Here is a 19,451-nt window from a genome sequence, read left to right as displayed (position 1 = left end):
TCCGCCCCCAGAAGCGCGACGGCGAACCTGGAATGACTTTAGCGGCCGACACGGTCGGCAAGCGGAGAAGACGATGAACCAAGAAATCATGAATCTTTTCAGCCCGCAGGTTCCTGCGCAGGTGTTCGACCAGATCAAGATTTCGATCGCGAGCCCGGAAAAGATTCTGTCCTGGTCCTACGGCGAGATCAAAAAGCCGGAGACCATCAACTACCGTACCTTCAAGCCCGAGCGCGACGGCTTGTTCTGCGCGCGCATCTTCGGGCCGATCAAGGACTACGAGTGCTTGTGCGGCAAGTACAAGCGCATGAAGTACAAGGGCATCATCTGCGAGAAGTGCTCGGTCGAAGTGACGCTCAGCCGCGTGCGGCGCGAGCGTATGGGCCATATCGAGCTCGCGGCGCCTGTTGCGCACATCTGGTTCCTGAAGTCGCTGCCGTCGCGCATCGGCCTTCTGCTCGACATGACGCTGAAGGATCTCGAGCGCATTCTGTACTTCGAGTACTACGTGGTGCTGGAGCCGGGTCTGACCCCGCTGCAGGACCGTCAGCTCCTGTCGGAGGACGAGTACCTCAAGGCGCAGGACGAGTACGGCGGGGACAGCTTCACGGCACTGATCGGGGCGGAAGCCATCCGCGAGATGCTGAAGGGCCTCGACCTCGAGAAGCTCGCCGCGGATCTGCGCGTCGAGATCGCGGAGTCGAAGTCCGAGCTCAAGCCGAAGAAGCTTGCCAAGCGGTTGAAGCTGATCGAGGCCTTCACCCAGTCCGGCAACAAGCCGGAGTGGATGATCCTCACGCAAGTGCCGGTGATCCCGCCGGATCTGCGACCTCTCGTTCCGTTGGATGGCGGCCGCTTCGCCACGTCCGACCTCAACGATCTCTATCGCCGCGTCATCAACCGCAACAACCGCTTGAAGCGGCTGATCGAGCTGCGTGCGCCGGACATCATCATCCGCAACGAGAAGCGCATGCTTCAGGAGGCGGTCGATGCGCTGTTCGACAACGGCCGTCGCGGCCGCGTCATCACCGGCGCCAACAAGCGTCCGTTGAAGTCGCTCGCCGACATGCTCAAGGGCAAGCAGGGCCGGTTCCGTCAGAACCTGCTCGGCAAGCGCGTCGACTATTCGGGCCGCTCGGTGATCGTGGTCGGTCCGGAGCTCAAGCTGCATCAGTGCGGTCTGCCGAAGAAGATGGCGCTCGAGCTGTTCAAGCCGTTCATCTACTCGCGGCTTGACGCCAAGGGTCTGTCGACCACGGTGAAGCAGGCGAAGAAGCTCGTGGAGAAGGAGAAGCCGGAGGTTTGGGACATTCTCGACGAGGTGATCCGCGAACATCCGGTCATGCTCAACCGCGCGCCGACCTTGCACCGTCTCGGCATTCAGGCGTTCGAGCCGGTCCTCATTGAGGGAAAGGCTATCCAGCTGCATCCGCTGGTCTGCGCCGCGTTCAACGCCGACTTCGACGGCGACCAGATGGCCGTTCACGTGCCGCTGTCGCTCGAGGCACAGCTCGAAGCTCGCGTGCTGATGATGAGCACGAACAACATCCTGCATCCCGCGAACGGCTCGCCGATCATTGTGCCGTCGCAGGACATCGTGCTGGGCCTCTACTACCTCACCATTATGGCCGACGGTCATCCGGGCGAGTGGAAGTACGAGATCCATTCGGAGGAGGAGCTGAAGAAGGACCCGAAGAAGGTCAACACGGTGCGCGGCTTCTACCGCGACATCGCCGAGGTCGAGCACGCGCTCAACCAGGGCGGCGTGCATCTGCACAGCAAGATCAAGTTCCGCTGGGTCGGCATCGACGAGAAGGGCGGGGAGTACAACAAGTGGTACGAGACCACGCCCGGCCGTGCGCTGCTCGGTCAGGTGTTGCCGCGCTCCTCGAAGGTTCCGTTCGACGTCGTGAACAAGCTCATGACGAAGCGCGAAATCTCCGGAATGATCGACACCGTCTATCGCCACTGCGGTCAGAAGGACACGGTGATCTTCTGCGATCGCATCATGGCGCTCGGCTTCTATCACGCGTTCCGCGCCGGCATTTCGTTCGGCAAGGACGACATGGTCGTGCCGAAGAAGAAGTGGGACATCGTCGAGAAGACCCGCACGGAGGCCAAGGACTTCGAGCAGCAGTACAACGACGGCCTGATCACTCAGGGCGAGAAGTACAACAAGGTTGTCGATGCCTGGTCGAAGGCGACCGACGAGATCGCCGGCAAGATGATGGAGGAAATCTCGGCGGCAAAGCGCGACGAGAAGACCGGCCGTCAGGCTCAGGTCAACTCCATCTACATGATGGCGCACTCCGGCGCGCGCGGTTCACCCGCGCAGATGCGTCAGCTCGCCGGCATGCGCGGCCTGATGGCCAAGCCTGACGGTTCGATCATCGAGACCCCGATCATCTCGAACTTCAAGGAAGGCCTGTCCGTGATGGAGTACTTCAACTCCACGCACGGCGCCCGCAAAGGACTGGCCGACACCGCGCTGAAGACTGCGAACTCGGGTTACCTGACCCGGCGTCTCGTCGACGTCGCGCAGGACTGCATCATCACGTCGTTCGATTGCGGCACCAAGGACGGCATTGCGGTCCGAGCCATCATCGACTCCGGCACGGTGGTGGCGTCGCTGGCGAGTCGCATCCTGGGCCGTACCACGGCTGAGGATGTGAAGGATCCGGCGGGCACTCGCGTCATCGTCAAGCGGAACACGCTGCTGAGCGAAAAGGAAGTCGAGGAGATCGTCCAGGCCAACGTGCAGGAGCTGCGCATCCGTTCGGTGCTGACCTGCGAGTTGATCAATGGCGTTTGCGGAGCCTGCTACGGGCGCGATCTTGCCCGCGGCACACCGGTGAACATGGGCGAGGCGGTCGGCGTGATCGCAGCGCAGTCGATCGGTGAGCCGGGCACCCAGCTGACCATGCGCACGTTCCATATCGGCGGCGCGGCGCAGATCTCCGAGCAGTCGTTCATCGAGTCGAACTTCGACGGCAAGATCGTCATCAAGACCAAGGGCAAGAATGCCGTCGTCAAGAACTCGGACGGCGACTGGATTGCCATGGGCCGCAGCATCGTGATCGCTGTGGCAGACCCCGACGGCACCGAACGCGCCACGCACCGCATCCAGAACGGCGCGCGGCTGCGCGTCACGGACGGTCAGGAGATCAAGCGCGGCACGCGTATCGCCGAGTGGGATCCCTACACCCGGCCGATCCTCACCGAGGTCGACGGCACCGTCGGCTTCGAGGATCTGGTGGAAGGGCAGTCGATGTCGGAATCGGTCGACGAGTCGACCGGTATCGCCAAGCGTGTGGTCATCGATTGGCGGACCTCGACACGGGCGGCGGACCTTCGTCCGGCGATCGTGATCAAGGGCGCGGACGGCAAGGTGCAGAAGCTCGCGCGCGGCGGCGATGCCCGCTACATGCTCGCGGTCGATGCGATTTTGTCGGCCGACGTCAACGAGCACATGAAGGCCGGCGACGTCATCGCCCGTATCCCGACCGAGAGCGCCAAGACCCGCGACATCACCGGCGGTCTGCCGCGGGTGGCGGAGTTGTTCGAGGCGCGTCGGCCGAAGGAGGCCGCCGTCATTGCCGAGATGACCGGCACCGTGCAGTTCGGCCGCGACTACAAGAACAAGCGGCGCCTGAGCATCACGCCGACCGAGGGTGGCGGCGAGCCCGTGGAGTATCTGATCCCCAAGGGCAAGCACATCCACCTGCAGGACGGCGATCTGATCGAGAAGGGCGACTATATCGTCGACGGCAATCCTGCGCCGCATGACATCCTGGCGATTAAGGGTGTCGAGGAGCTGGCGAACTACCTGGTCAACGAAATCCAGGACGTCTACCGGCTGCAGGGCGTGGCGATCAACGACAAGCACATCGAGGTGATCGTTCGCCAGATGCTGCAGAAGGTCGAGATCACCGACGTTGGCGAGACCGACATGATCCACGCCGAGCAGATCGACAAGATCGAGTTCGACGAGATCAACGCCAGGTTCGTGGCCGAGGGCAAGAAGCCCGCGACGGCGCACCCGGTGCTGCTCGGCATCACCAAGGCCTCGCTGCAGACCCGCTCGTTCATCTCGGCAGCGTCGTTCCAGGAGACCACCCGCGTGCTCACCGAAGCCGCCGTTAACGGCAAGGCGGATACGCTCGACGGTCTCAAGGAGAACGTCATCGTCGGACGCCTGATTCCAGCCGGAACCGGCGCCATGATGAGCAAGCTGCGCGAGGTTGCGACCAAGCGCGATCAGCTCATCCTCGACGAACGGGAGAAGGACGCAGCGAAGGCTGCACCCGTGACCCCGGCGGCGCCCGCCGAGGAGCCTGTCGCACTGCCTGCGGCCGAGTGATTCTCCGCCGTTATCGACTCACGAAAGCAAGCGGCCGCCTCCGGGCGGCCGTTTTGTTTTTCGTAGCCGGATGGAGTGGTTCGTTTTGGAATCACGCCGCTACGCCTTGCAGGCGTGACCTGCATCTGGCGTCATGCACAAACGGTGTTTCAAAATTTCACGGTGCCGGAAAAATTTCGCTGCGATTCTTGTGTTAATTCAGCGGCTTATAAGAGTATTCTGATATTATTGTTGGATAACGACGGCCGAAAGCGACTGTACGAGGCACCGGCTTGCTCCGACTTGGGGCGTTGACTCGCGGCGCAACAGGGCCTCTTCCGCGTCGAGGCTTCAGCGGAAAGGGGCTGCGGAATGCCAGAAACTGCAGCATTTCCGGCCCGTTCTGCCTTGACACCCCGGTCAAGCACCGATAAATACGCCCCACTTTCGGCAGGCGGTGAGCTTCGCCAGTCGGAACGGCCTGCCTTGCAAATCCGCCAAGCCTTTGAGATTTTTTGATCTTATCGGCTGCGAGTGAGGCAACTCCGAGCCTCGACAAATGAAGCTCAAACGCTGCCGCTGACGTCGAACGATAGTCAGAATTCTGGTGCATGACCGCGCCGCCTTTGGCGTGGTCCTCTGAGCCGATGAGCGCCTTCCACCGCCGGGGTGGATGGCGCGGTTTCGTTTGCGCGGGTCCGGGCCGCATCGGTTTGCCAGGGCGCGAGGCGTGCTCTGGCGAAGGTCCGGACGAAGGTTCGGGCGAGGGCTTTCAGGAAGCTTCGAAGAGGCAACAGGCGAATGCCGACGATCAATCAGCTGATCCGCCACCCGCGGGTGGTGCAAAAGGCGAAGAAGAAGGTGCCAGCGCTCCAGCAGAGCCCGCAGAAGCGCGGCGTCTGTACGCGCGTCTACACCACGACCCCGAAGAAGCCGAACTCGGCGCTGCGCAAGGTCGCCAAGGTGCGCCTTACCAACGGCTTCGAGGTGATCGGCTACATCCCGGGTGAAGGCCATAACCTTCAGGAGCACTCGGTGGTCATGATCCGCGGCGGCCGCGTCAAGGATCTGCCGGGCGTGCGCTATCACATCCTGCGCGGTGTGCTCGACACCCAGGGCGTCAAGAACCGCAAGCAGCGCCGTTCGAAGTACGGCGCCAAGCGTCCGAAGTAAGGATCGATCGTCATGTCCCGTCGCCATTCAGCCGACAAGCGCGAGATCAACCCGGATGCCAAGTACGGCAACCTGGTCGTTTCCAAGTTCATGAACTCGGTGATGTACGAGGGCAAGAAGTCCGTTGCCGAAGGCATCGTCTACGGTGCGCTCGACACCATCGAGGGCAAGGTCAAGGGCGATCCGCTGAAGGTGTTCGAGCAGGCGCTCGAAAACGTCATGCCGTCGATCGAAGTGCGCTCGCGCCGCGTCGGTGGTGCCACCTACCAGGTGCCGGTCGAAGTCCGCAGCTCGCGGCGTCAGGCGCTTGGCATTCGCTGGATCATCTCCGCTGCGCGCGACCGCAGCGAGAAGACGATGACCGAGCGGCTCTCGGCGGAGTTGCTCGATGCGTCCAACAATCGGGGGAACGCCGTCAAGAAGCGCGAAGACACGCACCGGATGGCGGAAGCCAACCGCGCGTTCTCGCACTACCGCTGGTAATTGCAGCGTACGAACGGAATTCGAACGAAAGACAGACTGTCATGGCCCGCGCTCACCCCATCGAGGACTACCGCAATTTCGGCATCATGGCGCACATCGATGCCGGCAAGACCACGACCACTGAGCGGATCCTCTATTACACCGGCAAGAACCATAAGATCGGCGAGGTGCACGAAGGCGCCGCGACGATGGATTGGATGGAGCAGGAGCAGGAGCGCGGCATCACCATTACGTCGGCCGCGACCACCGCGTTCTGGAACGGCAAGCGTCTGAACATCATCGACACCCCAGGTCACGTCGACTTCACCATCGAGGTGGAGCGTTCGCTGCGCGTCCTCGACGGCGCGGTGGTGGTGCTCGATTCGAACCAGGGTGTTGAGCCGCAGACCGAGACGGTGTGGCGTCAGGGCGACAAGTACAAGGTTCCGCGCATCGTCTTCGCCAACAAGATGGATAAGATCGGCGCTGACTTCTTCCAGTGCCTGACGGACATCGTCGATCGCCTAGGCGCGAAGCCCGTTCCGATTCAGCTGCCGATTGGCGCCGAGAGCCAGTTCAAAGGCCTGGTCGATCTGGTGCGCATGAAGGGCGTGGTCTGGAACGACGAGTCGCTCGGTGCGAAATACGACGACATCGATATTCCGGCCGACCTGCTCGATCAGGCCAAGGAATATCGTGAGAAGCTGGTCGAGGCCGCTGTCGAGCTCGATGACGATGCGATGGCTGCTTATCTCGACGGCAAGGAGCCGGACGAGGCGACACTGAAGAGGCTGCTCCGTAAGGCTGTCATCACCGGCGCGTTCTACCCGGTGCTGTGCGGCTCGGCATTCAAGAACAAGGGCGTGCAGCCGCTGCTCGACGCCGTGGTGGACTATCTGCCGTCGCCGCTCGACGTGCCTGCGATCAAGGGCGTCGATCCGAAGGGCAATGAGATCGAGCGTCATCCTGACGACAAGGAGCCGATGTCGCTCCTGGCGTTCAAGATCATGGACGATCCGTTCGTCGGCACGATCACGTTCTGCCGCATCTATTCTGGTACGCTGTCGAGCGGCACCGGCGTCATCAACTCGACCAAGGAGCGCAAAGAGCGCATTGGCCGCATGCTGCTGATGCACGCCAACAACCGCGAGGACATCAAGGAAGCCTACGCCGGCGACATCGTTGCTCTGGCAGGCCTCAAGGACACCCGCACCGGCGATACGCTTTGCGATCCGGCACATGAGGTGATCCTGGAGAAGATGGAATTCCCCGATCCGGTCATCGAGATCGCGATCGAGCCGAAGTCTAAGGCCGACCAGGAAAAGCTTGGCGTGGCGCTGGCAAAGCTCGTTGCCGAGGATCCGTCGTTCCGCGTGTCGACCGACCAGGAGAGCGGCCAAACCATCATCAAGGGCATGGGCGAGTTGCACCTCGATATCAAGGTCGACATCCTCAAGCGCACCTACAAGGTTGAAGCGAACATCGGTGCGCCGCAGGTGGCCTATCGTGAGCGCATCAGCCGGCCGGTGACGGTCGACTACACCCACAAGAAGCAGACCGGTGGCACCGGTCAGTTCGCGGCGGTGAAGATCGTCGTCGAGCCGCTGCCGCCGGGCACGGGCTTCGAGTTCGAGAACGAGATCGTCGGCGGCGCGGTGCCCAAGGAGTACATTCCGGGCGTAGAGAAGGGCCTCGAGTCGGTTCTGGGCGCGGGCATCCTTGCCGGCTTCCCGGTGGTCGATCTCAAGGTGACGCTGATCGACGGCAAGTATCATGACGTCGACTCGTCGGCTCTGGCCTTCGAAATCGCGGCGCGCATGGCGCTTCGCGATGCGCTGCAAAAGGGCGGTGCGACGCTGCTTGAGCCGATCATGAAGGTCGAGGTGGTGACGCCGGAAGACTACACCGGCTCGGTCATCGGCGATCTCAACTCGCGGCGCGGCCAGATTCAGGGCCAGGACATGCGCGGCAACGCCAACGTCATCACCGCGATGGTGCCGCTCGCGAACATGTTCTCTTACGTCAATAACCTGCGCTCGATGAGCCAGGGTCGAGCCACCTTCACCATGCAATTCGATCACTATCAGGAAGTTCCGAAAGCGATCGCAGACGAAGTTCAGGCGAAGTACGCCTAACTCAAAGTCCAACTTTACGACCAACTTTCAATCCACCGGAGCGCCGGGAGACTTCAATGGCCAAAGAGAAATTCAACCGCAATAAGCCTCACTGCAACGTTGGCACCATCGGTCACGTCGACCACGGCAAGACGTCGTTGACGGCAGCGATCACCAAGGTGCTGGCGGAGACCGGCGGCGCGACTTTCACTGCCTACGACCAGATCGACAAGGCGCCGGAAGAGAAGGCGCGCGGCATCACCATCGCGACGGCGCACGTCGAGTACGAGACCCAGAAGCGCCACTATGCGCACGTCGACTGCCCCGGCCACGCCGACTACGTGAAGAACATGATCACCGGCGCGGCCCAGATGGACGGCGCGATCCTGGTCGTGTCGGCTGCCGACGGCCCGATGCCGCAGACCCGCGAGCACATCCTGCTTGCCCGCCAGGTCGGCGTGCCGGCGCTGGTCGTGTTCATGAACAAGGTCGACATGGTCGACGATCCGGAGCTCCTCGACCTCGTCGAGCTCGAGGTTCGCGAGCTTCTGTCGAAGTACAATTTCCCGGGCGACAAGATTCCGATCGTCAAGGGTTCGGCGCTGTGCGCGCTCGAAGGCAAGAGCCCCGAGCTCGGCCATGACGCGATCCTCAAGCTGATGGAAGCCGTCGACAGCTACATCCCGCAGCCGGAGCGTCCGATCGATCAGCCGTTCCTGATGCCGGTCGAAGACGTGTTCTCGATCTCGGGCCGCGGCACGGTGTGCACGGGTCGCGTCGAGCGCGGCATCATCAAGGTCGGCGAGGAAGTCGAGATCGTAGGCATCAAGGCGACGCAGAAGACCACCGTCACGGGCGTCGAAATGTTCCGCAAGCTGCTCGACCAGGGTCAGGCTGGCGACAACATCGGCGCGCTGCTCCGCGGTATCGACCGCGAGGGCGTCGAGCGCGGCCAGGTGCTGTGCAAGCCGGGCTCCGTGAAGCCGCACACCAAGTTCAAGGCTGAGGCTTACATCCTCACCAAGGAAGAGGGCGGCCGTCATACCCCGTTCTTCACCAACTACCGTCCGCAGTTCTACTTCCGCACCACCGACGTGACCGGTGTTGTGACGCTGCCGGCCGGCACCGAGATGGTGATGCCGGGCGACAACATCGCCATGGAAGTGCAGTTGATCGTTCCGATCGCGATGGAAGAGAAGCTCCGCTTCGCCATCCGTGAGGGCGGCCGCACCGTCGGCGCGGGCGTCGTCGCAAGCATCATCGAGTAACGAGCGAACAGGGAATGGCGAATGGCGAGAAATTGCTGTTCGCCGTTCGCCACTCGCGGCCCCAAGCCTTGGATGCCTGTGGTCAGCGATGGTGACGATCTGAGAAAGAGACAACGGCAATGAACGGCCAGAATATCCGGATCCGGCTCAAGGCGTTCGATCACCGCATCCTCGATGCGTCGACCCGCGAGATCGTCAACACCGCCAAGCGCACGGGTGCGCAGGTGCGTGGACCAATCCCGCTGCCGACTAGGATCGAGAAGTTTACGGTGAACCGTTCGCCGCACGTCGACAAGAAGAGCCGCGAACAGTTCGAGATGCGCACCCACAAGCGCCTTTTGGACATCGTCGATCCGACGCCGCAGACCGTGGACGCGCTGATGAAGCTCGACCTCGCTGCTGGTGTCGACGTCGAGATCAAGCTCTGAGCCGGTCAGGACGAGAAGGGTAACCAATTATGCGCTCCGGTGTGATCGCACAGAAGGTCGGAATGACCCGCTTATTCACCGATGCCGGCGAGCACGTGCCGGTCACGGTGCTGCGTCTTGCGCAATGCCAGGTCATCTCGCATCGCAGCAAGGAAAAGGACGGGTACGTCGCGCTCCAGCTCGGTTCTGGGACCCGCAAGGTCAAGAACGTGAGCAAGGCTGAACGCGGCCGTTTCGCCGTTGCCAAGGTCGAGCCCAAGCGCACGATCGCCGAATTCCGAGTCAGCGATGACTCGCTGATCCCGGTCGGTGCGGAGATCACGGCAGACCACTTTCTGGTCGGTCAGTTCGTCGACGTCACCGGCACCTCGATCGGCAAGGGTTATGCCGGCGGCATGAAGCGCTGGAACTTCGGCGGCTTGCGCGCCACGCACGGCGTGTCGGTCTCGCATCGTTCGATCGGTTCGACCGGTGGTCGCCAGGACCCAGGCAAGACGTTCAAGAACAAGAAGATGCCGGGCCATCTCGGCACCGACCGCGTCACCACGCTCAATCTGCGCGTCGTGCAGACCGACGTCGAGCGCGGCCTGATCATGATCGAAGGCGCGGTTCCCGGTCACAAGGGCGGCTGGATCACCGTGCGCGACGCGGTGAAAAAGGCGCCGCCTAAGGACCTGCCGAAGCCTGGCAAGTTCAAGGCGCCGGCTGCGGAAGCAGCGCCAGCGAAGACTGAAGCCGCGCCTGCGGCCGAAGCCCCGAAGGAGGGCGCGTGACATGGATGTGAAGGTCACCACCCTTGATGGCGGCGAGGCCGGTTCGGTCACGCTCTCGGATGCGATTTTCGGCCTCGAGCCGCGCGCCGATCTGATCCAGCGCTGTGTCGTGTGGCAGCTCAACAAGCGCCGTGCCGGCACGCACGCGGTGAAGAACCGCGCCGACATCTGGCGCACCGGCAAGAAGATGTACGGGCAGAAGGGCACCGGCGGTGCCCGTCACGGTTCGGCTCGCGTGCCGCAGTTCCGCGGCGGTGGCCGTGCGTTCGGTCCGGTCGTGCGCAGCCACGAGATCGGCCTGCCGAAGAAGGTTCGCGCCCTCGCTCTCAAGCATGCTCTGTCCGCCAAGGCCAAGGACGGCGGCATCATCGTGCTCGACAAGGCGACTGTGAAGGACGCCAAGACCAAGCAGCTCGCGGCGCACTTCGAGAAGCTCGGCGTTCACACCGGCGCCTTGATCATCGACGGCGCCGAGATCGAGGCGGGCTTCCGCAATGCCGCGCGCAACATCCCGAACATCGACGTGCTGCCGATCCAGGGTATCAACGTCTACGACATCATGCGCCGCGGCAAGCTCGTGCTGACCAAGGCCGCAGTCGATGCGCTGGAGGCGCGCTTCAAATGAGCACCAACGATCCGCGCCACTACGACGTGGTGATCGCACCGGTGATCACCGAAAAGGCGACGATGGCGTCCGAGCACAACAAGGTCGTCTTCAAGGTCGCGCGCACCGCCACCAAGCCGCAGATCAAGGAAGCCGTCGAGAAGTTGTTCGACGTCAAGGTGAAGGCCGTGAACACGCTCGTCCGCAAGGGCAAGGTCCGCTTCTTCAAGGGCCGTCCGGGCGAGCTGCAGGACAGCAAGCGCGCAGTCGTGACCCTCGAAGAAGGTCACCGCATCGACGTGACCACCGGGCTGTAAGGGCAGGGTAAAGTTATGGCACTTAAAACTTACAAGCCGACCACGCCGAGCCAGCGCCACTTGGTCATCGTTGATCGTGACGGCCTGCACTCGGGCAAGCCGGTGAAGGGCCTGGTGGAAGGCCAGCATTCGTCTGGCGGCCGCAACAACCACGGCCGTATCACCAGCCGTTTCCGCGGCGGTGGTCACAAGCAGGCCTACCGCGTCATCGACTTCAAGCGCACGCGCCGCGAGGAGACCGCGACCGTCGAGCGCATTGAATACGACCCGAACCGCACCGCGTTCATTGCGCTGGTGAAGTACAAGGATGGCGAGCAGTCCTACATCCTCGCGCCGCAACGGCTCGCCGCCGGCGACGTGATCGTCGCGGGCGAGCAGGTCGACATCAAGCCGGGCAACGCGATGCCGCTCGGCAACATGCCGGTCGGCACCATCGTCCACAACGTGGAGCTCAAGATCGGCAAGGGCGGGCAGATCGCGCGTTCGGCCGGCACCTACGCGCAGATCGTCGGCCGCGACCAGGAATACGTCATCCTGCGTCTGAACTCGTCGGAGCAGCGCCTGGTGCATGGCCGCTGCCTCGCGACCGTCGGCGCGGTGTCGAACCCCGACAACATGAACACGACGATCGGCAAGGCCGGCCGTCAACGCTGGAAGGGCCGCATGCCGCACAACCGCGGCATCACCATGAACCCGGTCGACCATCCGCACGGTGGCCGCACCAAGGGCGGTGGCCATCCGGTGACGCCGTGGGGCTTCCCGACCAAGGGCAAGAAGACCCGCAAGAACAAGTCCACTCAGAAGTTCATCATGCTGAGCCGTCACGCTCGCAAGAAGTCATCGTAAGGGATCGCGCGCATGTCACGATCGGTTTGGAAAGGCCCGTTTGTCGACGGCTATCTGCTCAAGAAGGCAGACGCCGCGCGGGGCTCGGGCCGCCACGAAGTCATCAAGATCTGGAGCCGCCGCTCGACGATCCTGCCGCAGTTCGTGGGACTGACGTTCGGCGTCTACAACGGCCAGAAGCACATTCCGGTCGCCGTCACCGAGGAAATGGTCGGACACAAGTTTGGCGAGTTCTCGCCGACGCGGACCTTTCATGGCCACACCTCGGACCGCAAGGCCACGCGCAAGCCGGCCGCGGCCGGCGGTTGATGAGCGAGCTTTAGGGAAACCATCATGGGCAAGAGCGCACGCGAACGGGACCTGCCGGACAACGAGGCTAAGGCCGTCGCCCGCATGCTGCGGGTGTCGCCGCAGAAGCTTAATCTGGTCGCGCAGCTGATCCGCGGTAAGAAGGTTGCGACCGCGCTGTCCGATCTGCAGTTCTCGCAGAAGCGGATCGCGAAGGACGTGAAGAAGTGTCTGGAGTCGGCGATCGCCAACGCCGAGAACAATCACGATCTCGACGTCGACGATCTGATCGTCGCTCACGCACATGTCGGCAAGGCGCTTGTTCTGAAGCGCTTCCATCCGCGCGGCCGCGGCCGCATGGGCAAGATTTTGAAGCCGTTCTCGCATCTGACCATCGTCGTGCGTCAGGTCGAGAGCAAGGCGGCTTAAGGAGAAGTCATGGGTCAGAAGGTCAACCCGATCGGTCTGCGGCTCGGCATCAACCGCACCTGGGACTCGCGCTGGTACGCCGGCAAGAATGAGTACGGCGGGCTGCTGCACGAGGACATCAAGATCCGCGAGGCGCTGATGGAGGCCCTCAAGCAAGCCGCGGTCTCGAAGATCGTGATCGAGCGCCCGCACAAGAAGTGCCGGGTGACGGTGCATTCGGCGCGCCCCGGCGTGGTGATCGGCAAGAAGGGCGCCGATATCGAGAAGCTGCGCAAGGCTGTCGCCAAGATCACCCCGAGCGACGTCGTCATCAACATCGTCGAGATCAGAAAGCCTGAGCTCGATGCGACGCTGGTCGCCGAGTCGATCGCCCAGCAGCTCGAGCGCCGCGTGGCGTTCCGCCGCGCCATGAAGCGCGCCGTGCAGTCGGCGGTGCGGCTTGGCGCCCAGGGCATCCGCATCAACTGCTCGGGCCGTCTCGGCGGCGCCGAAATCGCGCGCATGGAGTGGTATCGCGAGGGCCGCGTGCCGCTGCACACGCTGCGCGCCGACGTCGATTACGGCGTTGCGACCGCCTTCACCACCTACGGCACTTGCGGCGTGAAGGTCTGGATCTTCAAGGGCGAGATCATGGAGCACGACTCCATGGCGCAGGATAAGCGCCTCGCCGAGGCCGAAGCCGGTCGCCCGTCGCGTCGTGACGCGTAACGCGCTGGACAAGGGACAGTAAGAGGACTCGTTATGCTGCAGCCGAAGAAAACCAAGTTCCGGAAGGCGCACAAAGGCCGCATTCACGGCTTGGCGACCAGCGGACAGAATTTGGCGTTCGGCCAGTTCGGGCTGAAGGCGACCGAGCCGGATCGCGTCACCGCGCGCCAGATCGAAGCCGCCCGCCGCGCGCTCACCCGTCACATGAAGCGCGCCGGCCAGGTGTGGATCCGCGTCTATCCGGACGTGCCGGTGTCGAAGAAGCCGCTCGAAGTCCGCATGGGCTCCGGCAAGGGCTCGGTCGAGCTCTGGGTCTGCCGCGTCAAGCCGGGCCGCATCCTGTTCGAAGTCGACGGCATCTCGGTCGAGCTCGCCAAGGAGGCGCTCACGCTTGCCGCCGCCAAGCTGCCGATCAAAACCCGTTTCGTGACGCGCATCGCGGCATAAGGGATCAGGGCCATGAAAGCTTCCGATGTGCGCGCCATGACCGTCGACCAGCTCGACGACGAGGTGCTCAAGCTCAAGAAGGAGCAGTTCAATCTCCGCTTCCAGCGGGCGACGGGACAGCTCGAGAACACCGCGCGCGTGCGCGAAGTGCGTCGCGACGTCGCACGCATGATGACGATCGCCAAGCAGAAGCGCGCCGGCGAGGCGCCGAAGGCGAAGGCCGCAGCTTCGGCCGCGACCGAGCGCACCTCGGTTCGCCGTACGCCGAAGGCGCGTCCGCCCGTATCCAACCGTTCCAAGCCGCGCCTGGCGTCCCGCGCCAAAGCGAAGAAAAAGTAAGAGGATCTCATGCCGAAGCGAACGCTCCAGGGCGTGGTGGTCAGCGACAAGCAGGACAAGACCGTTGTTGTCCGCGTCGAACGCCGCTTCACGCACCCGGTCATGAAGAAGACCGTGCGCCGCTCCAACAAGTTCCACGCTCACGACGAGAAGAACGAGTTCTCGGTCGGCGATATCGTGTGGATCGAGGAGCACAAGCCGATCTCCAAGCTCAAGCGCTGGATCGTCACCCAGGGCGAGAAGCGCGCGAAGATCGATGCGCCGGTCGTGGACAGCGGCAAGCGCGCGTCGAAGAAGAAGGCCGGCAAGGCGGAAGCCGCCGCCCCGGCAAACTGAGCGTCGTGACACGTAAGAAGAAAGAATTGCGAGGCTCCTGATGATTCAGATGCAAACCAACCTCGACGTGGCGGACAATTCCGGCGCGCGCCGCGTTATGTGCATCAAGGTGCTGGGCGGCTCCAAGCGCAAGTACGCCACCATCGGCGACGTCATCGTCGTCTCGGTGAAGGAGGCGATCCCGCGCGGTCGCGTCAAGAAGGGCGAGGTCATGAAGGCCGTGGTGGTGCGGGTCCGCAAGGACATCAAGCGCCCGGACGGTTCGGTGATCCGCTTCGATCGGAACGCTGCGGTGTTGATCAACCCGCAGATGGAGCCGGTCGGCACTCGTATCTTCGGGCCGGTGCCGCGCGAGCTGCGCGCCAAGAACCACATGAAGATCATTTCGCTTGCGCCGGAGGTGCTGTGATGGCGGCCAAGATCAGAAAGGGCGACAAGGTCGTTCTGCTCACCGGCCGCGACAAGGGTCGCACCGGCGAGGTCATTGAGGTGCGTCCGGACGACGATCGCGTCCTGGTGCGCGGCATCAACATGGTGAAGCGCCACCAGAAGCAGACGGCGCAGCAGGAAGGCGGCATCATTTCCAAGGAGTCGCCGGTCCATCTGTCCAATGTCGCGATTGCCGATCCGAAGGACGGCAAGCCGACGCGCGTGGGATTCAAGTTCGTGGGTGCGGGCGACGACCGCAAGAAGGTTCGCATCGCCAAGCGCTCGGGAGTCGAGATCGATGGCTGACAAAGAGAAAGACGCCGGCAAAGCCAAGGCTGCGCCGAAGGCCGACAAGTCTCCGGAGGCGCAAGCTCGCGCCGAGAAGGCTCAGGCTGCAAAGGACAAGGCTGCTGCGGCCAAGAAGAAGGCCGAAGGCGGCGAGAAGAAGCAGCGTGAGCCCGAGGAGCGGGTGACGCCGCGGCTGCGCATGCATTTCGACCAGGTCATCCGCAAGGCCCTGGTCGAGAAGTTCAGCTACCAGAACCCGATGCAGGTGCCGCGCCTCGACAAGATCGTCCTCAACATGGGCGTGGGCGAGGGCGTGGCCGACCGCAAGAAGGTCGAGCAGGCGGCCGAGGCGCTGACCGCGATCGTCGGTCAGAAGGCCGTGATCACCCGCTCGCGCAAGTCGATCGCGACCTACAAGCTGCGCGACGGCCAGGCGATCGGCTGCAAGGTCACGCTGCGCAAGGCGCGGATGTACGAGTTCCTCGACCGTCTCGTGAACATCGCGCTGCCCCGCGTGCGCGACTTCCGCGGTCTGAACCCGAAGAGCTTTGACGGCCGCGGCAACTACTCGCTCGGCATCAAGGAGCACATCGTTTTCCCGGAAATCGATTACGACAAGATCGACGAAGTCTGGGGCATGGACATCACGGTCTGCACGACCGCTCGCACCGACGATGAGGCGCGTGCGCTGCTGACCGCATTCAACTTCCCGTTCCGGCAGTGAGGGTAGGGCCTAACCGGCAAGACCTTCAGACGCGGATCACCAGGAGAGCCTAATGGCGAAGAAGAGTTCGATCGAGAAGAACAATCGCCGTCGCAAGATGGCGAAGCAAGCGCGTGGCCGTCGCGACCGCTTGAAAGCGATTATCATGGACAAGACCAAGCCGGTGGAGGAGCGCTTCGCCGCTTCTCTCAAGCTTGCCGAGATGCCACGCAACGCCAGCCAGACCCGCATCCGCAACCGCTGCGAGGTGACGGGGCGGCCGCGCGCATTCTACCGCAAGCACAAGCTCAGCCGTATTGCGCTGCGCGAGCTCGGTTCCAAGGGCCTGATTCCAGGCCTCGTGAAGTCGAGCTGGTGAGGAGGCGCATATGCAGTTGAACGATCCACTCGGCGATATGATCGCGCGCATCACCAACGCGCAGATGCGTAAGAAGCCGAAAGTGTCGACGCCGGGCTCGCGTCTCCGCGTCAGCGTGCTCGACGTTCTCAAGAGCGAGGGCTTCATCCGCGGCTACGCCAAAGTCGATCATGCCGACGGCCGCAGCGAGCTCGAGATCGAGCTGAAGTATTTCGACGGCCAGCCGGTGATCCGCGAGTTTTCGCGGGTCTCCAAGCCGGGCCGCCGGGTCTATGTCGCAGTCCGCAACCTGCCGCGCGTCAACAACGGCCTTGGCATGTCGATCATTTCGACGCCCAAGGGCGTGATGGCCGACCACGATGCTCGCGATGCGAACGTCGGCGGCGAGCTGCTCTGCACGGTGTTCTGATCGGGAAGCGCGAGATTTAGGGAAACATCATGTCCCGTATCGGTAAGAAACCAGTTTCGGTCCCCTCCGGCGTCACTGCGAACGTCGAAGGCCAGACCATCAAGGTCAAGGGTCCGAAGGGCGCGCTGCAGCTCGTGCTGCATGACGACGTCAAGGCCACGATGGACAAGGGCGCGATCAAGGTCGATCCGCGCTTTGAGACCAAGCGTGCGCGCTCGCAGTGGGGTACGGCGCGGACATTGGTCAGCAATCTGATGACCGGCGTCACCAAGGGCTTCGAGGAGAAGCTCGAGATCAACGGCGTCGGCTACCGCGCGGCGGTGCAGGGCAAGAACCTGCAGCTCCAGCTCGGTTACAGCCACGACGTGGTTTATCCGATCCCGGAAGGGATCGCGATCGTGACGCCGAAGCCGACCGAGATCACCATCACCGGCTCGGACAAGCAAAAGGTCGGCCAGGTGGCCGCCGAAATCCGCGACTTCCGCTCGCCAGAGCCCTACAAGGGCAAGGGCGTGAAGTACGTCGGCGAATACATCTTCCGCAAGGAAGGCAAGAAGAAGTAACGGAGCGCGCCATGCCGACAGTCAAGGACCGGGCCCAGCGCCGCAAAGGAAGCGTGCGCCGCGCCGTAAAGGCCGCCGCCAACGGACGCAAGCGGCTTTCTGTGCACCGCTCGGGCAAGCACATCTATGCCCAGGTGATCGACGACGTGAAGGGGCTGACGCTCGCGTCGGCATCTTCGCTGGAGAAGGATATGCGGGCGAAGTCAGGCGCCAATGTCGACGCCGCCAAGGCGGTCGGCTCGCTGGTCGCCAAGCGCGCGGTCGAGAAGGGCGTCAAGGACGTCGTGTTCGATCGCGGCAGCTATCGCTACCACGGCCGGATCAAGGCGCTCGGCGATGCCGCGCGCGAAGGCGGCCTGAACTTCTAACGGATGATTACGGGCTGATCGCCCGAAGAGAGAGAAGACCGTTATGGCACATGAACCAAGACGAGAGCGCGAAGGCGGCGATCGCGAGCGCCGTGGCGACCGCCGCGGTGATCGCGGAGCCGACCGCGAGCCGAGTGAGTTCATCGACAAGCTCGTCCACATCAATCGCGTCGCCAAGGTGGTGAAGGGCGGCCGGCGCTTCGGCTTTGCCGCGCTCGTCATCGTCGGCGACCAGAAGGGCCGGGTCGGCTTCGGCCACGGCAAGGCGCGCGAGGTGCCGGAGGCGATCCGCAAGGCCACTGATGCCGCCAAGCGCAACGTCATGCGGGTGCCGCTCCGCGAAGGCCGCACGCTGCACCACGACGTGTTCGGACGTCATGGCGCCGGCAAGGTGTTCCTGCGCGCGGCGCCTCCGGGAACCGGCATCATCGCCGGCGGCCCGATGCGCGCGGTGTTCGAGTCGGTTGGAATGCAGGACGTGGTCGCGAAGTCGATCGGCTCGTCGAACCCCTACAACATGGTGCGCGCGACTTTCGACGCGCTGAAGCACCAGGATTCGCCGCGCTCGGTCGCGGCGCGCCGCAGCATCAAGGTTTCGACGCTCCAGGCTCGCCGCCAGGGCGTCGACAGCGAAGCCGCGGCCGACTGAGCGGGAGACTGAACATGGCCTCTGGCAAGACCATCAAGATCGAGCAGATCGGCAGCCCGATCCGGCGCGAGCAGACCCAGCGCCAGACGCTGGTCGGTCTCGGGCTGAACAAGATCGGCCGTAGCGCCGAAGTGCCGGATACGCCGGCGACCCGCGGGATGCTCACCAAGGTGAAGCACCTCGTCCGCGTGGTGGACGGCAAATAAGGAGAAGCGGCGATGAAGCTGAACGAAATCGCCCCGCGTGAGGGCGCGCGCAAGAAGCGCTTCCGCATCGGCCGTGGCATCGGCTCCGGCGCCGGCAAGACCGGCGGCCGTGGCGGCAAGGGCCAGACGGCGCGCTCGGGTGTGCGCATCAAGGGCTTCGAGGGCGGCCAGATGCCGATGCATCGCCGTCTGCCCAAGCGCGGCTTCAAGAACACGGCGTTCGCGCTGAAGCTCAACGAGGTGAACCTCGGCAAGGTGCAGGCCGCTATCGACGCCAAGCTCCTCGACGCGGGCGCAACCGTCGACGCCGCAGCGCTGGTGAAGGCCGGCATCCTGCGCCGGGCCAAAGACGGCGTGCGCCTCCTCGGCACCGGTGAGATCAAGGCCAAGGTCGCGTTCGAGGTCTATGGCGCCTCCAAGTCCGCGGTCGCCGCGGTCGAGAAGGCCGGCGGCTCGGTGAAGATCCTGGCGCCGAAGAGCGAAGAGGGCGAAAAGGCCGCCTGATAGGTGTCGCCCGGCTAGTCCCGGGCGAAAGCCGGCAGGCGTGGTTTTGCGGTGGATATGCACCACATAGAGACCACCACCA

24 protein-coding genes and 2 pseudogenes are annotated in these 19,451 nt (G+C 63.5%); all 26 read left to right on the top strand.

From position 1 onward, the window contains the following. Positions 1-73 precede the first annotated feature (73 nt). The 26 genes and pseudogenes from rpoC to rplO all read left to right on the top strand — a co-directional run bounded on the left by rpoC (position 74) and on the right by rplO (position 19,369). On the top strand, positions 74-4,360 hold the full coding sequence (rpoC, locus tag RHPLAN_RS22555) for a DNA-directed RNA polymerase subunit beta' (protein WP_068022230.1): 4,287 nt from the start codon (positions 74-76) through the stop codon (positions 4,358-4,360). A 780-nt stretch (positions 4,361-5,140) separates the two neighbouring features. After that, the gene (gene rpsL / locus RHPLAN_RS22550; protein ID WP_068022227.1) at positions 5,141-5,512 is read left to right on the top strand and encodes a 30S ribosomal protein S12; all 372 of its coding nucleotides are present in this window, start codon (positions 5,141-5,143) and stop codon (positions 5,510-5,512) included. A 12-nt stretch (positions 5,513-5,524) separates the two neighbouring features. Next, positions 5,525-5,995 (top strand): 30S ribosomal protein S7, encoded by a 471-nt coding sequence (rpsG, locus tag RHPLAN_RS22545; protein WP_068022224.1) that lies wholly within the window; start codon positions 5,525-5,527, stop codon positions 5,993-5,995. Positions 5,996-6,036: 41 nt separating this feature from the next. Next, on the top strand, positions 6,037-8,109 hold the full coding sequence (gene fusA / locus RHPLAN_RS22540; protein WP_068022223.1) for an elongation factor G: 2,073 nt from the start codon (positions 6,037-6,039) through the stop codon (positions 8,107-8,109). Between the two features lie 56 nt (positions 8,110-8,165). After that, entirely contained in the window at positions 8,166-9,356 is a 1,191-nt protein-coding gene (tuf, locus tag RHPLAN_RS22535) for an elongation factor Tu (RefSeq protein ID WP_068022222.1), read from the top strand. A gap of 119 nt (positions 9,357-9,475) precedes the next feature. Beyond that, positions 9,476-9,784 carry a 30S ribosomal protein S10 gene (rpsJ, locus tag RHPLAN_RS22530; RefSeq protein WP_068022220.1) on the top strand — a complete coding sequence of 103 codons (309 nt, stop codon included), beginning with the start codon at positions 9,476-9,478 and terminating at the stop codon, positions 9,782-9,784. Between the two features lie 29 nt (positions 9,785-9,813). Continuing rightward, the gene (gene rplC / locus RHPLAN_RS22525) at positions 9,814-10,557 is read left to right on the top strand and encodes a 50S ribosomal protein L3 (protein ID WP_068022219.1); all 744 of its coding nucleotides are present in this window, start codon (positions 9,814-9,816) and stop codon (positions 10,555-10,557) included. Between the two features lies 1 nt (position 10,558). Beyond that, positions 10,559-11,182 carry a 50S ribosomal protein L4 gene (rplD, locus tag RHPLAN_RS22520; RefSeq protein ID WP_068022209.1) on the top strand — a complete coding sequence of 208 codons (624 nt, stop codon included), beginning with the start codon at positions 10,559-10,561 and terminating at the stop codon, positions 11,180-11,182. Next, positions 11,179-11,478 carry a 50S ribosomal protein L23 gene (locus tag RHPLAN_RS22515; protein ID WP_068022207.1) on the top strand — a complete coding sequence of 100 codons (300 nt, stop codon included), beginning with the start codon at positions 11,179-11,181 and terminating at the stop codon, positions 11,476-11,478. Before rplD ends, RHPLAN_RS22515 begins: the two co-directional genes overlap by 4 nt. A gap of 15 nt (positions 11,479-11,493) precedes the next feature. Then, on the top strand, positions 11,494-12,324 hold the full coding sequence (gene rplB, locus RHPLAN_RS22510; protein ID WP_068022204.1) for a 50S ribosomal protein L2: 831 nt from the start codon (positions 11,494-11,496) through the stop codon (positions 12,322-12,324). 12 nt (positions 12,325-12,336) lie between these two features. Next, the gene (rpsS, locus tag RHPLAN_RS22505) at positions 12,337-12,633 is read left to right on the top strand and encodes a 30S ribosomal protein S19 (RefSeq protein WP_068022203.1); all 297 of its coding nucleotides are present in this window, start codon (positions 12,337-12,339) and stop codon (positions 12,631-12,633) included. Between the two features lie 24 nt (positions 12,634-12,657). Then, entirely contained in the window at positions 12,658-13,041 is a 384-nt protein-coding gene (gene rplV / locus RHPLAN_RS22500; protein WP_068022200.1) for a 50S ribosomal protein L22, read from the top strand. Between the two features lie 9 nt (positions 13,042-13,050). Then, positions 13,051-13,749, top strand: a complete 699-nt coding sequence (gene rpsC / locus RHPLAN_RS22495; protein WP_068022197.1) for a 30S ribosomal protein S3 — start codon at positions 13,051-13,053, stop codon at positions 13,747-13,749. A 33-nt stretch (positions 13,750-13,782) separates the two neighbouring features. Then, entirely contained in the window at positions 13,783-14,196 is a 414-nt protein-coding gene (rplP, locus tag RHPLAN_RS22490; protein WP_068022193.1) for a 50S ribosomal protein L16, read from the top strand. A gap of 12 nt (positions 14,197-14,208) precedes the next feature. Continuing rightward, positions 14,209-14,400: pseudogene (gene rpmC, locus RHPLAN_RS40590) on the top strand (50S ribosomal protein L29); the annotation flags it as partial. A gap of 144 nt (positions 14,401-14,544) precedes the next feature. Next, positions 14,545-14,781, top strand: a pseudogene (rpsQ, locus tag RHPLAN_RS22480) (30S ribosomal protein S17); the annotation flags it as partial. Between the two features lie 130 nt (positions 14,782-14,911). After that, a complete protein-coding gene (rplN, locus tag RHPLAN_RS22475) occupies positions 14,912-15,280 on the top strand; it encodes a 50S ribosomal protein L14 (protein ID WP_068022188.1) in 369 nt (122 codons plus the stop codon). Next, positions 15,280-15,606, top strand: coding sequence for a 50S ribosomal protein L24 (rplX, locus tag RHPLAN_RS22470; RefSeq protein WP_068022186.1), 327 nt, complete (start codon positions 15,280-15,282; stop codon positions 15,604-15,606). The genes rplN and rplX overlap by 1 nt, the downstream gene beginning before the upstream one ends. Beyond that, entirely contained in the window at positions 15,599-16,312 is a 714-nt protein-coding gene (rplE, locus tag RHPLAN_RS22465) for a 50S ribosomal protein L5 (protein WP_084245341.1), read from the top strand. Before rplX ends, rplE begins: the two co-directional genes overlap by 8 nt. A gap of 52 nt (positions 16,313-16,364) precedes the next feature. After that, positions 16,365-16,670 (top strand): 30S ribosomal protein S14, encoded by a 306-nt coding sequence (rpsN, locus tag RHPLAN_RS22460; RefSeq protein WP_068022185.1) that lies wholly within the window; start codon positions 16,365-16,367, stop codon positions 16,668-16,670. Between the two features lie 10 nt (positions 16,671-16,680). Continuing rightward, entirely contained in the window at positions 16,681-17,079 is a 399-nt protein-coding gene (gene rpsH / locus RHPLAN_RS22455) for a 30S ribosomal protein S8 (RefSeq protein ID WP_068022183.1), read from the top strand. 29 nt (positions 17,080-17,108) lie between these two features. Continuing rightward, positions 17,109-17,642, top strand: a complete 534-nt coding sequence (gene rplF, locus RHPLAN_RS22450; RefSeq protein ID WP_068022171.1) for a 50S ribosomal protein L6 — start codon at positions 17,109-17,111, stop codon at positions 17,640-17,642. An 11-nt stretch (positions 17,643-17,653) separates the two neighbouring features. Continuing rightward, positions 17,654-18,010 (top strand): 50S ribosomal protein L18, encoded by a 357-nt coding sequence (rplR, locus tag RHPLAN_RS22445; protein WP_068022168.1) that lies wholly within the window; start codon positions 17,654-17,656, stop codon positions 18,008-18,010. A gap of 43 nt (positions 18,011-18,053) precedes the next feature. Further along, entirely contained in the window at positions 18,054-18,659 is a 606-nt protein-coding gene (gene rpsE / locus RHPLAN_RS22440; RefSeq protein ID WP_084245339.1) for a 30S ribosomal protein S5, read from the top strand. A 14-nt stretch (positions 18,660-18,673) separates the two neighbouring features. After that, positions 18,674-18,865 (top strand): 50S ribosomal protein L30, encoded by a 192-nt coding sequence (rpmD, locus tag RHPLAN_RS22435; protein ID WP_068022165.1) that lies wholly within the window; start codon positions 18,674-18,676, stop codon positions 18,863-18,865. A gap of 12 nt (positions 18,866-18,877) precedes the next feature. Then, positions 18,878-19,369, top strand: coding sequence for a 50S ribosomal protein L15 (gene rplO / locus RHPLAN_RS22430; protein ID WP_068022158.1), 492 nt, complete (start codon positions 18,878-18,880; stop codon positions 19,367-19,369). Positions 19,370-19,451 lie beyond the last annotated feature (82 nt).

Origin of the sequence: Rhodoplanes sp. Z2-YC6860 (assembly GCF_001579845.1) — a bacterium.
Classification (GTDB): domain Bacteria; phylum Pseudomonadota; class Alphaproteobacteria; order Rhizobiales; family Xanthobacteraceae; genus Z2-YC6860.
The sequence above is the reverse complement of the archived record's forward strand: the minus strand, read 5'-3'. Positions and strand labels throughout refer to the sequence as shown.